Annotated in this window: 15 protein-coding genes and 3 pseudogenes; 3 read left to right on the top strand and 15 right to left on the bottom strand. The window is 39.8% G+C overall.

The genetic code is table 11. The features are described from left to right. Nucleotides 1-24: 24 nt before the first annotated feature. The 12 genes and pseudogenes from PI20285_RS11755 to PI20285_RS11280 all read right to left on the bottom strand — a co-directional run. Nucleotides 25-249: pseudogene (locus PI20285_RS11755) on the bottom strand (FAD:protein FMN transferase); the annotation flags it as partial. Nucleotides 250-722: 473 nt separating this feature from the next. Next, nucleotides 723-923 (bottom strand): FMN-binding protein, encoded by a 201-nt coding sequence (locus PI20285_RS11320; RefSeq protein ID WP_280523943.1) that lies wholly within the window; start codon nucleotides 921-923, stop codon nucleotides 723-725. 450 nt (nucleotides 924-1373) lie between these two features. Beyond that, nucleotides 1374-1469 (bottom strand): annotated as a pseudogene (locus tag PI20285_RS12105) (IS30 family transposase); the annotation flags it as partial. Between the two features lie 69 nt (nucleotides 1470-1538). Beyond that, entirely contained in the window at nucleotides 1539-2294 is a 756-nt protein-coding gene (locus PI20285_RS11315; RefSeq protein ID WP_060391888.1) for an ABC transporter permease, read from the bottom strand. Then, nucleotides 2291-2941 (bottom strand): ABC transporter ATP-binding protein, encoded by a 651-nt coding sequence (locus PI20285_RS11310; protein WP_042253113.1) that lies wholly within the window; start codon nucleotides 2939-2941, stop codon nucleotides 2291-2293. The genes PI20285_RS11315 and PI20285_RS11310 overlap by 4 nt, the downstream gene beginning before the upstream one ends. A gap of 45 nt (nucleotides 2942-2986) precedes the next feature. After that, nucleotides 2987-3229 (bottom strand): transposase, encoded by a 243-nt coding sequence (locus PI20285_RS11305; RefSeq protein WP_003572054.1) that lies wholly within the window; start codon nucleotides 3227-3229, stop codon nucleotides 2987-2989. 53 nt (nucleotides 3230-3282) lie between these two features. Next, nucleotides 3283-3453 carry a hypothetical protein gene (locus PI20285_RS11730; RefSeq protein ID WP_169790705.1) on the bottom strand — a complete coding sequence of 57 codons (171 nt, stop codon included), beginning with the start codon at nucleotides 3451-3453 and terminating at the stop codon, nucleotides 3283-3285. Nucleotides 3454-3611: 158 nt separating this feature from the next. Further along, entirely contained in the window at nucleotides 3612-4403 is a 792-nt protein-coding gene (locus PI20285_RS11300; RefSeq protein WP_158694997.1) for a hypothetical protein, read from the bottom strand. Nucleotides 4404-4442: 39 nt separating this feature from the next. After that, on the bottom strand, nucleotides 4443-4925 hold the full coding sequence (locus PI20285_RS11295) for a DUF536 domain-containing protein (RefSeq protein ID WP_420892116.1): 483 nt from the start codon (nucleotides 4923-4925) through the stop codon (nucleotides 4443-4445). Then, nucleotides 4915-5850: a replication initiation protein gene (locus PI20285_RS11290; RefSeq protein ID WP_054712681.1), complete on the bottom strand. Its 936-nt coding sequence runs from the start codon at nucleotides 5848-5850 to the stop codon at nucleotides 4915-4917. Before PI20285_RS11290 ends, PI20285_RS11295 begins: the two co-directional genes overlap by 11 nt. A 718-nt stretch (nucleotides 5851-6568) precedes the next feature. Beyond that, nucleotides 6569-6781 (bottom strand): hypothetical protein, encoded by a 213-nt coding sequence (locus PI20285_RS11285; protein ID WP_025016517.1) that lies wholly within the window; start codon nucleotides 6779-6781, stop codon nucleotides 6569-6571. 359 nt (nucleotides 6782-7140) lie between these two features. Continuing rightward, nucleotides 7141-7728: a site-specific integrase gene (locus PI20285_RS11280; protein WP_057775600.1), complete on the bottom strand. Its 588-nt coding sequence runs from the start codon at nucleotides 7726-7728 to the stop codon at nucleotides 7141-7143. A gap of 103 nt (nucleotides 7729-7831) precedes the next feature. Here PI20285_RS11280 and PI20285_RS11275 point away from each other — a divergent pair, with 103 nt between their 5' ends. The 3 genes and pseudogenes from PI20285_RS11275 to PI20285_RS11265 form a co-directional block, all read left to right on the top strand. Further along, nucleotides 7832-8110 (top strand): plasmid mobilization protein, encoded by a 279-nt coding sequence (locus tag PI20285_RS11275; RefSeq protein ID WP_057775598.1) that lies wholly within the window; start codon nucleotides 7832-7834, stop codon nucleotides 8108-8110. Beyond that, nucleotides 8100-8402, top strand: coding sequence for a type II toxin-antitoxin system YafQ family toxin (locus PI20285_RS11270; protein ID WP_005917927.1), 303 nt, complete (start codon nucleotides 8100-8102; stop codon nucleotides 8400-8402). Before PI20285_RS11275 ends, PI20285_RS11270 begins: the two co-directional genes overlap by 11 nt. Before the next feature lie 94 nt (nucleotides 8403-8496). After that, nucleotides 8497-9015, top strand: a pseudogene (locus PI20285_RS11265) (IS30-like element ISLpl1 family transposase); the annotation flags it as partial. A gap of 104 nt (nucleotides 9016-9119) precedes the next feature. Here PI20285_RS11265 and PI20285_RS11260 read toward each other — a convergent pair. From PI20285_RS11260 to PI20285_RS11250, 3 genes are read right to left on the bottom strand one after another with little or no spacing between them, the layout of a single operon-like run. Beyond that, nucleotides 9120-9989: a lysophospholipid acyltransferase family protein gene (locus tag PI20285_RS11260; protein ID WP_236698852.1), complete on the bottom strand. Its 870-nt coding sequence runs from the start codon at nucleotides 9987-9989 to the stop codon at nucleotides 9120-9122. Next, a complete protein-coding gene (locus tag PI20285_RS11255; protein ID WP_057775586.1) occupies nucleotides 9979-10929 on the bottom strand; it encodes a glycosyltransferase family 8 protein in 951 nt (316 codons plus the stop codon). The genes PI20285_RS11260 and PI20285_RS11255 overlap by 11 nt, the downstream gene beginning before the upstream one ends. A gap of 17 nt (nucleotides 10930-10946) precedes the next feature. Further along, the gene (locus PI20285_RS11250) at nucleotides 10947-11723 is read right to left on the bottom strand and encodes a lysophospholipid acyltransferase family protein (RefSeq protein WP_105782281.1); all 777 of its coding nucleotides are present in this window, start codon (nucleotides 11721-11723) and stop codon (nucleotides 10947-10949) included. Nucleotides 11724-11890 lie beyond the last annotated feature (167 nt).

The raw sequence follows: 11890 nt of genomic DNA, 5'->3' as shown, positions 1-11890 counted from the left end.
TGCTAGGTCAGGATTCACCATTAAGGCCGTCGCCCACACATCAACTTCCTGGAGCGCTTGGCCAATCACCGTTGTTTGTAGGATATCGTCGACAGCTCCCTTAATATGGTGCCCCCGTTCAGAAATGCCCGATGTGGCAATCGCCCCGGTTTTTAGCTGGACCGTCTTAATAATGCTATAACGATCGGTCGGATCAACAATGCCGATGTCAAATACCCAGTCCGATTGCTCCCGGGTCTCCATCTGCATATCACCCCCACCGATCAAGTTCACCGCTTGTACACTGGGAAATTGGAATAGGGGCACAAGGAATTTTGAAAAGCCAACTTCAATCGACCAGCCTTCACAAAACCAGAGGGTTCAAATTCACCATTGTAGTTGGCATCAAAAAGCATCATGCGTTGCTACTTAGCTGCTAAACTTGAGGCAAAGACGAATAAAGATCTGGCGACATCGTCAGGGCCGTGATCTCACCACGATTATAGCGACTGACCTCAGAATCAGCTAAATACGGTGAAAACGGGTATTGATTTGCTCTAAATATACTTCTAACAGATTTTGAAAGTGTTCTATTTTAGTGAGCAACGCCGGCTTCTCGGCTGTCTCATCCAAAACAATTTGGCTAGTAAAAACCGTGCTCATTGTGTGATACACAAAACTCAACATGGTATGCCCTTTGATACGCTTAGAATGCATTTCCATATGCCTATACCTCTACCTTGTTATACTGCTTTATCTAGTGCAGATTGTAGTGATTGGGTGTAACCTTCATATGTCACGGTTGCCCCAGAGATAGCTTGGATATCAGCGGATTGGGCTTTCTTTGTTTTAGAGATGTAAACGGGTTCAGCCTGGTTGTCAATTGCCTGACTGCGGCCTTCACCATCTTCACTTGTACTATGAACCATCGTCACGTCGGTGATTTTCCCGCAGAAATGGTCACTTTAACCTGGACGTTACCCACTGGGTGCTCACAGATGAGCCCTTATAAGTGCCATCCTTATACTTGCCGCTCGAACTACTCGTCGAAATCGTCGATGACCTCGAACTAACACTGGTGGTGTCACTTGTGCTGTCAGTCGTCGTTGCTTGACTCGTGGTGGTCGCACTAGCATCAGTCGATGATCCTTATTCATTTGTAACAACCAGTAAGCATCTAAAACCATCGCGACCGCGATTAAACCTGTGACCAGAACTGCAAGAATTTTTTCATAATTGAACCTTCTTTTTAACTTTTATATTATTTGCTTCTAACTGTTGTCAGTTTAACTGCTATGGATAACCCAACCTTAAGTGGACACTAACTGAACCTTAAAAAATAATTTCACCAAATATTTGCAAAAGGCAGATTGCAAGAAATAACTTGAACAAATTTAGTAACGCAGATCACGCAAAAAGATCTCAATCGGTGTTCGCCAATTTAAACATTTGAGTGGTCGGGAATTCAAATACCAGTTAATTTGAATCAATACCCCCGCATTAAGTTTATTTCAGCTTCCATCATAAAGGACTCCCCGCGGGACTGCAATCAGGAGTCATTACTTCAACTGTTTTTGTTCATTATAGAAATTACGGTAAGCTAAATAGCACGCAATGATTGACCCCAAACTAGTCGCTGATAAGAGCATGAACGTGACCATAATTTGATACCTAATGGCCCGTACCGGATCGACCCCTGCAAAGATCAAACCGGACATCATCCCTGGCAGACTGACTAGACCCACGGTCTTTGCCGAATCAATGGTTGGTGACATCCCCGTACGAATCGCCTCACGCACGATGGCAATCGAAGCATCAAGTAGACCAGCCCCTAACGCCAACCGTTCAAGCACACCTTGCCGCTGGTCATGAAACTGACTATTGAGGCTGCGATAAGCCAGCCCAATTGCGACCATTGAATTCGACGCAATCATACCAGAAATGGGAATCATTTGCGATGGCACAAACTTAATCGCACCAGATAGCACGAGTACGCCGAGTGTTATCCCCGTACTAACAAAAATGGCTAATAACGAAATGGCTAATGCATGGTCAATCCCCGGCCCCCGTTTTTTCGCATTCCAAGCCGCATTGAAGATAATGAAGCCTATCATCACCAGCGTTAGCCACAAATTGTTGACTCGGAAAATATACTTTAGCAAGTAACCCACGATAAATAGTTGTACAACAGCCCGCACGACACCAATGACGATGTCCCTATCCAAGCCAAGTTTCTGCCACAAACTAATTCCTAACGCGACGAGCACTAACATTGCCGCCAAAAATAGCGACGTATTATTAACTGCTAAATTCATGCGTGTACCTCCAATCTGCCAGCAACCACTTTCGCTAATTGATCTGCCGCAGCAATCTCTGTCGCGTCATGAGTAATCATGATCGTTGTCACGTGATTCTGCTCATTTAACTGTCGTAACCAGGCGTGCACGATTTGCTTATTATTTTCATCCAAACCAGCTGTCACCTCATCTAATAACAACACTTTTGGTAAGAATAAGATGTTGCGAATCAGCGCGACCCGCTGCCGTTCACCACCGGAAAGCTCGATAATCGGCTGATGCAGGGTTCGTTCGGACAGCCCAACATTATTTAACGCCGTTACCACTCGTTGCGTATCCATGACTTGCTTACGAATTTGGTACGGGAAAGCTAAGTTATCTGCCACCGTCTCACCAAATAACGTCGGTTGTTGGAAACAATATGAGACTTGCCGCCGATACATGATTGGGTCATAACTTTCAATCGGCTGCCCATCAAAAATCAAGGTCCCACTTGTTTTAGAAATCATGGCCGCAATGATCCGTAATAATGTACTTTTCCCACCACCGGATGGTCCCGTCAATGTAATATGAGCCCCAGCTGGAATCTGCCAATCAACATCATGTAAAATATGTTGATCAGCGATTTGATAATTAACTTTTTCTAAACTAATCAATGAATTCATATGCCCACCCCCGATTACTAATTTATAATCATTATAACCTGACTGTTAGGCTATGCGTGATAAAATTTCGTTTTCTTCCTCCAAAATAGCGAGGCGCTTCTCTAGTTGCTTGACGTCTTTTAACGTCTTTGACTGACCCTTGATCATGATTGGGGTAGCTTGTTTAACCCAAATAGCAATAGAATCTTTCGACGGACCAAATTCTTCTGCTAATGATTTAAGTGAACGGCCTTCTTGGTGAAGTTTAACCAATGAATCTTTGAAATCTTGTGAATAACGAATTGGCATAAAAATACTCCTATACTTTCATTTTACGGACTGAATAAAAATAGTCCATTTTTTTAGTATAAGAGCATATCTGTTTGATGTATTAATACACGAACCTGTGTAGCCATTGGCAAAGCCATATGAATCATACCTGAGTCAAAGTGTTCCGTATAACTACGGAGGAGTTCTAATTGAACTTTTAATTTATCATTATTTTCCTTGATCGATCGTTTTTGTCTAGACATACGTTTTCTCCTATATAGGGAGTATTATATCATTTTATAAAGAAAACAACCCCCATAGTTAGAATTTTTCATCCAACTATGGGGGTTCACTTCACATTTTTAATTTGACGGTCTTTTTTAATGGCATATAGAATGAGAAAGCTGATGATTATAGCTCCTCATTTAGTTTCAGGTACGCCATAATTACGTCTAGCATAGTTCATGTCTATAGTAATTAATGTATGAGTAAATGCTTCTTTATCAATAACAGAATTATTTGCAAAATCTGATGGGAAAATAGTCCAACCATTTTGAAATAGGAAAAATGCTAAAGAGTTTATGGCTCTTGACTCTAATTCTCCTGGATTGGGACTTTTTACTTGAAAATTATTATACGCAGGAATCTTCAATGTATATTCAATAATTCCTCCTTGATCGATTTCTTTATATATATTGGCATGATAAACATACATGTCTGGAATATGTTTATCAGATGACTCATTTGAAGACTTTGAATCTGAAATCATTAACTCAAATTTATTTTTTATTAGTTTTTCAACTCCTAAAGTTACGGGTTTACCAATTGCAGATTTAAAGTCAAAACCTAATAATTGCATAGATTTTAGTGTCTCAGTGTTTATAAGACCATTAATTTGCTCTACTAGTTCTGCAGTGAAAGTTGGTGATTCCTTATTATCAAATTTTTCAAATAGTTTGATCAGTTTAGAAAAAGTGGTTTCTAAATATTTAATGTCTGTATCTGGCAAAAAAGTTTTATCAAGTTCTGCTCTATATTGGCTAGCAACTGTTATTGCTTCTTGTTTATCATTTAGTAATTTATTGATAAGCTCACTATAAATGGGGAGTGCTTTATTAAAATCTTTCGTAGCTTTAGCCTCTGACATCTTAGCTGATACATATTCTTCAGACGTTGTTGTAATAAGAGCTGATAATTTTGAAGCTAACACCATGAGAACACTGTTCATAATATTTCCAACCTTTCAAGTTTTTTACCAAAAACGCCACCAAGTTTTTTTTAGTTTTGGATCAACTCGGTTATTATTGCACTCAGTATTATTAAATGGACTTTGCTTAGTAATAATTGCTTTTGATTCTTCAATCTTTCTTTCAGCAATTAATTGCAATTGTTGTGATTGATCCAATAATTTTTGCATTGATTTTAATTGTTCATCTTTTTCTTTAATTTGGTTATCTTTAATTGCTAATTGCTGGTTGAGTAATTCTATTGTATTTATACTCATGTTACCAGTGCTACTAGTAAATTTCTTCTCTCCAAGTTTTTGGATGTTACCACCATCAAAATGTTGTTTTAACAGCAAATACCCCGAGTTACTGACAACTAAGGTTTGTACTCCGTTCCTAGGAACGGTTTGCACATATTTTACTCTAAAGTTTGCATCTAGTTTTTTCCTAATGGCTTGTTTTGATACACCAAATTCGTCAGCAAGTTCTCTAATAGTTTTAGGCATGATTTCCAAACCCCTTTCGGAGTTCAGCAAGTGCTTCTTGTCTTGCTTGATCTCTGATTTTTTGATCATGTTCAGCTTGTTTTTCAGCCAGTACCTGTTTTTCAGTTGTTCCTAAAGGCAAGCATTTAACTTTGTCAATTGCACGCCACTTTTCTTTATCTGATAATTCATCATTGTGCTGAATGTTAAAGAGTTTTTGACGCTCATCTTGAAATTTGCCTTGAGAAAAATCATTTGCGTCCTTTCTTTCAGGTTTCCAAGTAAAAGAATAACCGATAACTGGTTTTCCTCTGCCTTTACCATATTTTTTTCTAATCGTTAGCCCTCTAAAAAGCGGGGTTAATTCTTCTCTAATTGGCTTAATAACCTTTTTGTCAACATTTGAAGGACTATTCCAATAACTTTTAGGTATATCAAGCAATTCAAAAAAATCTTCTTTAGAGAAATAAGAATAGCCAGTAGTTCGAAATTGCTTAATTAGACGAAACATTGTTTTAGCGTAACTGCTTTTTAAATTTCTAAATTCTGTTAGGGCATAACGAACCCAACTTTCAAGATTATTTAGAAGTTTCAATGCCTTGGGATAAATCTGAATATCAACATAAGGTTCTTCAGCTTCACCTTTAATTTCAAATTCAGTAAACATAACAAAAAATTCACGATTTAAGCCACTCTTACTTCTACGGCCAAACCTAAGGCTGAGGATCTTTTGGTATGTATTTTCAATATCATCAATAAAACGTTTATTTGCGGTTGGTTTATAGTTACTAAGCTCTTTTAACTGGTCAAAAGAGAAACGAACAGTTTTATTCCCTTGATCCCGCATGCGGGAAACAATTGAAAAAAATAAATTCATCTCAATTGGGGTAAATTTTCTCAAGGGAATAGTATTCAACTCAGGATCATACTTAACTAACTCATTAGACATGATTATCACCTCAAACACATATTAAAATAAAAGTACCTTTTTATCAAGTACAGAACTTATAAAGGTACTTGATAAACAGACAAAAGGTACTTGATAAACAGACAAAAGGTACTTGATAAACAGACAAAAGGTACTTGATAAACAGACAAAAGGTACTTGATAACCTTCTGTGAGCCTTGGGAGAGTAAGGCGCAAGAGGGGTCTAAAAGAGGTTTAAAAGAGGTTTATAAAAGAGGTATATAAGAGGCACCACTGTACGAGATACAAACCTAAAACAAAAAAAACACAAAGGAGTGAGCCAAAAAACGGCTCGCATTAAACTCCAGTCGCACAGCTCCTTGCGCCTCACGCTGTTCGTTGCTTAAAAGGTGTGGCAAGCCACATTAATTCGGGCGCTGACGCCCCGAACCCCGTCCAAGCTGAGCCAGCTTGACTGCTTTTTCACTCGCCGTTAGGCAGGAAAGCAAAGTTTTATAGAAACTTTGGCTTTCGCCAATTCAGTGTTAAGACTGGTTTAGAGCTGTCAATTCCTTATGCTCCCACGCTGCGCTCGTCCGCTACCATTGACAGCAAACAGTTAGTTTTTCTGAATCTTAACAAGAATTTAGCGGCTATGTTCGTTTTTAAGGGCCTTATTTCTCGTTTCTAGCGGTTTTAAGACTGTTTATATATTTATACCAAAGGAAAAATAAAAAGCCCTCAACAGGCTCTTAGAGGGCTAAATGACGAAACCTGGACGACTAATAATATCTTCTTGCCTTTTTTGCAAAATATAAGTGTATAAGGAATCATACAAATTCTTTTTAATCTCGTCAGGTTCATTGACAGAAGCTTCAAACAATTCTTGAATATCAACTTGCCATGGATCAGCAAGCATTTCATCAATGGGCTTTAATACTTTCTTTTCGTCCATCTGAGTTACTCCTAACATTAGCTAATTATTTCAGGTTTAAATTAAAGGCATCTTTTTATAGTTAGTTATTCAAAGATTGTGATTAAGTTTAGAAAGAAAAACGGTGTAAAGCAATTAAAAAGATTTGTTTGAGCGCAGCGAAATCTAATACAATTTTTGGGATATCGAAACACGTCAAAGTTAGTTGACGTGTAAATGCACATTGAACTAAAAAAAACCTTTTAGTTTAATGATCAAGTTAGCTATTTTTTAGCGTCGTTAAACGGAATGAAATGAGTTTAATGCGCACTTATACTCCACTAAAAATTAGTGGAGGTTTTGTGCTTAAAATCTGTCTCAGAAGTTGCCTTCGGCAACAACTAAAAATCCAAATAAAACTAACCAAAATCAATTTGATCTAACATAGTTTCGGTACTGGCTTGGTCTAAGCCTAAATAAGCTAAAGTCATGGCTTCACTTGAATGATTTAATAAGTGCATGACTAAGCCAATATTGTAATTGGATTGCGTATAAACGCGATAAGCCCCAGTTTTGCGCATAGTGTGGGTACCAAGGTAATTAATGCTTAAAAGATCGCCGACTTTGCTCATGATTTTATAGAACTGTTTTTCCGTAATATGCCGTTCTGGGTGTTGAATGGACGGAAAGAGCCATTCAGATTCTAGTTTATGATCAAGCAGCCATTGACGATACAATAAAAGCTCTGTTTGAACTGGTTTAAGGTACAAGGTATTAGGCTTGCCTGTTTTTCGGTCGTGAATGAACGCATCTTGTTTAATATAACCGTCCGGATTAAAAATATCGGCCTGTTTTAAGCCCATAACGTCACTCACTCGCAGTAGCGTCGCTTTACCAACTTGAAAAATCGTATAGTTACGTCGGCCAGCTTTAAAGTTATTGAGTAACGTATCTTGAACCTCTTTAAGAACGTTTGAATCTTTGATGGGTAGGACAATTTGTTGCATAAGCTGTTAGTTCCTTTACTTTAAAATTAATTTAGTTGCAGAAAACCTAAAAATCGAATATTATAATGTAGTACGATGGTAAACTTAAAGGAGGCGGATTAGAATGAGTAATACTATTATTAAAAACAAGACAATTTCAACTCGTGTAACACCTGACATTAGTGAACGGGCTAAAGCTAATCTAGCAAAACAAGGGCTAACCGTTTCTGAGTATATACGCTTATCGTTAGTTAAAGCGGCCAATAATGAAGTTCGATTAGTCAGCTTTTTAGATTCTCCGGAAGCCTTAGCCGCTAAAAAAGAAGCAGAAACAGGGCAGGTCAAAAACATGGGTTCATTGACTGACTTTGAAGATTGGATCGATAAGTTAGATGCAAATTAAACAGACCAAATCTTTTGAACGTGAATTAAAAAAACTAGTCAAAAAACATTTCCCAATAACTGTCTTGAAGCCTTGTTTAGAAGCAATTGTTGAACAAGATGTACTTGTTTTGAAACAGATTAAAGATCATGCATTAAAAGGAAATTGGCGTGGCTATCGTGAATTTCACCCTGCCAGATATGGCAACTATGGTAAAAATTATGACAACTGGATTGTTATTTATCAGCTAGATCATGATGAATTGATTTTGTTATTGGTTGCAACTGGCTCCCATGAAATCTTGAATCAATAGCTATAGTTTAGGGGCACTTATAAAAAAATAAATTAAAATAGCCCCCAATATCTACATTATAGATATTAGGGGCTATTCTTTCAATGTTTTTGAGGGGTTATTTATTGAACAGCGTCCCATGATGATTAATCAACGTAATCGCATCGGCGATTTTGAACTAGATACAGTCGTTGGTCCTCGTGGGCATAGTAAGGCAGTTTTATTAACTTTAATCGATCGAAAATCACGGTTCCTTTGGGCATACCGGTTAAAAGATCGGACGACAGCGACTGTTAATGAAGCACTAACTAAGTTCCTAACCACTTTTAATGATCCGGTGCACAGCTTTACTGTGGACCGTGGCACTGAGTTTAGTGGGCTAGTATCACTTGAATCACAATATGGTATTAAGACCTATTACTGCCATGCTTATACTCCAGCTGAACGTGGTAGTAATGAACGCTTTAATCGGAATTTACGTTATTTTTATCCTAAAGGGACTCGTTTTGAGCACATTAGTGCTCAAGATTTAACGACGACGTTACTCCAAATTAACCAGCGACCGCTTAAAATACTCGACTGGCAAACACCGTATCAGGTTATGCTGACAAATTTGTCCAAAAATTCGGATTAAATTTGCAATCTACCTAACTAATTCGTTATTCGACCCTAAAAAAGGTATGACTGTGAATGAAAGATCATTTTGTTCACGGTCATGCCTTTTTGTTGTCCATTTAGTTATTGATAATGACCAGCAATGTCGTCTGGACTAAAATCCTTAGTGAATTGACGATCATAGGCCTTTTCATAGGCAGCAACTTTTTGTTGGTAATCAATTTGGCGCATCTTTTCGGTAGCTTCCCGCTGTGATGTGGCCGACTTTTCGACCGCATCCGGATAAATTGGCGGTAACACATGGACCGTATAATTGATGCCATGCGGATCCGATTTGGTCGGGGCGTCAACCATCGAAACAAAGCAGGACACGATTGGCACATTCAATCTAACGGCGTAGTAGTACGCTCCCCGTTCAAGCGGCCGCGGTTTGCGATAGTTGAACCACATTTCCCGTTCCGGATAAATTAGAATTGACTGTTTGCGTGCCAAGCTACTTTGCAAAAGGGCAATAAACCCCTTGCCCATGTAATTGACGCTGTCGCTGACAGGTATCGTATCAGCGTATGTCATAAAAAATCCCAGCTTCCCGGGCATTTTAAGGTTGGTGAGCTGAACGACAACCGACAAATCAGGTTGATTCAGGGCTGATCGAACCAGCAGGTTGTCAATCGGGCTAAAAAAGTGGTTACAGGTAATGATTGCCGGCCATTCCAATGCCTTTAAATTGTCAGTCCCCTCAACTTTTAAATTGGGATTCATCATCCTCGCAGCCATATTCATGACCGACCGGACTTCGGCTGCCCGCCAATGATAACGTTTAGTTTGGTGAAGCTTCAAGAAGTGGTCCAACACCTCATGCTGCTCGGTAAGTGTCAGTACTGGATCATGTAGTTCGACTTTTTGATTAAATTTTCCCTGACGGACGTTTTCAGCAATGTTTTGAATCACTTTGTCACGCTCGCCAACCAAGGAGTAAAAGTTATAGGGCAATTTTTACTCCTTGCTTGGCCATGGCGTAAAATGTCGTTGGGGTCTTAATAATATCAACGGCTAATGGAATCAAATCGGACTGATTCTTCTGATCACGGGCAACTTCTTTAGGATTCATATCTGCGAGCTGCTGTTTTAACATGGTCTCGTAATCGGTTTGTTTGGCATAGGTCCAAAAATAGCTTTGTCGAGGGGCATCATCATAGCGCCACGGCTTGGCAAATAAGTTATAGTGAATCAGCCAGGGGTCAACATCCTGTGGCGTGGTGATTTGGATGTGCCATGACGGGTTCAAATAATAAATTCGATTTCTCGCGATGGCATTCATGTAGTCCTGATCCGGGGCCAAACACTTGAAATGGTACTTGTTCAAGAGCTGCAAAAAGTGTTCAGCGAATTTTAAACGGCGCATTTCAGCCAGGTTCATCAACAACACGCCGGAACAAACGTATTTCTGTGAATCAATCCCAACGGCTTGTTCAACATAGTCAATCGTTTCCGGAGTTTGGCCGACGAAGTGATCCGGCACTGCGCCAACCAGGTTATCCCCCAGCTGGGTATCAAATAATTCACCCACGTCCTTTAAAACCACCGTGTCCGCATCCAGGTAGAGCGCCTTATCCAATTTGGGGAACAATTCAGCAATAAACAGCCGGAAATAAATTGTAAAGGTAAAGTAGTCACTGCGTAGTTTGTTATTCTTATCAGTAATTTCTTGCTTCAAGCGGTCATTAATTGAAACAAACTGAATTTTGAGGTTGTCCGTTTCAAAGGCTTTAAGCCGCCCTTGATTGTCGGTATTGAGATCATCACACAACACAATCACCTGGTAATGCCTGTCCGGTGATGTATGCGCGACCAGTGAAGCCAGTGAAACTGCCAGATAAGGTGCATAATTGTCATCGACAGCGTAAAAAATTGGCACGGTTTGATTTTCCATAATGAATCCCCCTTAAATTAATGTGATTGATGCTGGTAGGTCATAAATGACACGTTGCTTTGGTGACTGCGGGTCACCATTTGGGCATGAATCTGATCGTGGAGTTTTTGTTGGCGTTGTTTACGCGGAAGTGACTTGTCCGGCATAAACGGACCGTCGAAGTATACCACCTCCTTGGGTCGGCTCAACAGTCGGCCTTTTTGATATGTAATCGTCATGCTGTAGCTGGGCAGGTCGGCAGCGACTGGATAATGGAATGCGCCAACTGGAAACGGACGAATCTTGGTGTAATACGGCCAAACATGGGCTTCGGGATAGATAAACACTCGTTGATGCTGGTCCAATCGAGCATTCATCGCCCGCTGGAATTGGATCATTTGTGATAATTTCGCGGGTAGGATCAACGCACCACCCATCGCCAAGAGACGACCGACGATTGGAATACCAAGGTTGGCAGGTTCCGCAATCGGATACGCCCGCCGGGGTATTGCGACCAGCATCGGTAAAAGTGCATCCCCCGTCGGCTGGGTATGGTTGGCATAAATGAAGGCGCCCCGTTTGCCTTGGGTGCGCAGACACCGTTTGTTTCGAAAAGACGTCCGCAAATACAGCCGACAATAAACGAAGCTGACAACAACCGCCACCCAGTAGACGACCGTCGCCGTTACGCGGTAAAACCAATTTTGATGCAGCCAAATGTAGCCCTCAGGAATGGTGGCATTTTGATTTTTGGTAAAGACCACGTCATCATCAAAATCATGATACGTAAACACTTTTGATGTCCGTTTAGTCATTACCAATGTCATCCTTTCTTCCGAGAAGTTAAAATCATGAACAGAACCATTCTACCCCAAATATGACATTATTTCATCATACGGGACGTTTAAAAATGGCAATTCACTAAAAATCGCCCTTTAAATGATGAAATTGGTGTAAAATTAAGGCTTGCTATGCTAGGATA

It is taken from the genome of Pediococcus inopinatus, from assembly GCF_002982135.1.
Classification (GTDB): domain Bacteria; phylum Bacillota; class Bacilli; order Lactobacillales; family Lactobacillaceae; genus Pediococcus; species Pediococcus inopinatus.
Note: the sequence above shows the minus strand (reverse complement) of the source record. Positions and strands in the feature narration are given on the sequence as shown.

Bases quoted from the DNA above. Each gene is read 5' to 3' on its own strand.
- PI20285_RS11270 (WP_005917927.1), top strand. From the start codon at position 8,100: ATGCAAATTAAACAGACCAAATCTTTTGAACGTGAATTAAAAAAACTA.
- PI20285_RS11280 (WP_057775600.1), bottom strand. From the start codon at position 7,728: ATGCAACAAATTGTCCTACCCATCAAAGATTCAAACGTTCTTAAAGAG.
- PI20285_RS11255 (WP_057775586.1), bottom strand. From the start codon at position 10,929: ATGGAAAATCAAACCGTGCCAATTTTTTACGCTGTCGATGACAATTAT.
- PI20285_RS11310 (WP_042253113.1), bottom strand. From the start codon at position 2,941: ATGAATTCATTGATTAGTTTAGAAAAAGTTAATTATCAAATCGCTGAT.
- PI20285_RS11305 (WP_003572054.1), bottom strand. From the start codon at position 3,229: ATGCCAATTCGTTATTCACAAGATTTCAAAGATTCATTGGTTAAACTT.
- PI20285_RS11300 (WP_158694997.1), bottom strand. From the start codon at position 4,403: ATGGTGTTAGCTTCAAAATTATCAGCTCTTATTACAACAACGTCTGAA.
- PI20285_RS11285 (WP_025016517.1), bottom strand. From the start codon at position 6,781: ATGTTAGGAGTAACTCAGATGGACGAAAAGAAAGTATTAAAGCCCATT.
- PI20285_RS11275 (WP_057775598.1), top strand. From the start codon at position 7,832: ATGAGTAATACTATTATTAAAAACAAGACAATTTCAACTCGTGTAACA.
- PI20285_RS11250 (WP_105782281.1), bottom strand. From the start codon at position 11,723: ATGACTAAACGGACATCAAAAGTGTTTACGTATCATGATTTTGATGAT.
- PI20285_RS11290 (WP_054712681.1), bottom strand. From the start codon at position 5,850: ATGTCTAATGAGTTAGTTAAGTATGATCCTGAGTTGAATACTATTCCC.
- PI20285_RS11315 (WP_060391888.1), bottom strand. From the start codon at position 2,294: ATGAATTTAGCAGTTAATAATACGTCGCTATTTTTGGCGGCAATGTTA.
- PI20285_RS11730 (WP_169790705.1), bottom strand. From the start codon at position 3,453: ATGTCTAGACAAAAACGATCGATCAAGGAAAATAATGATAAATTAAAA.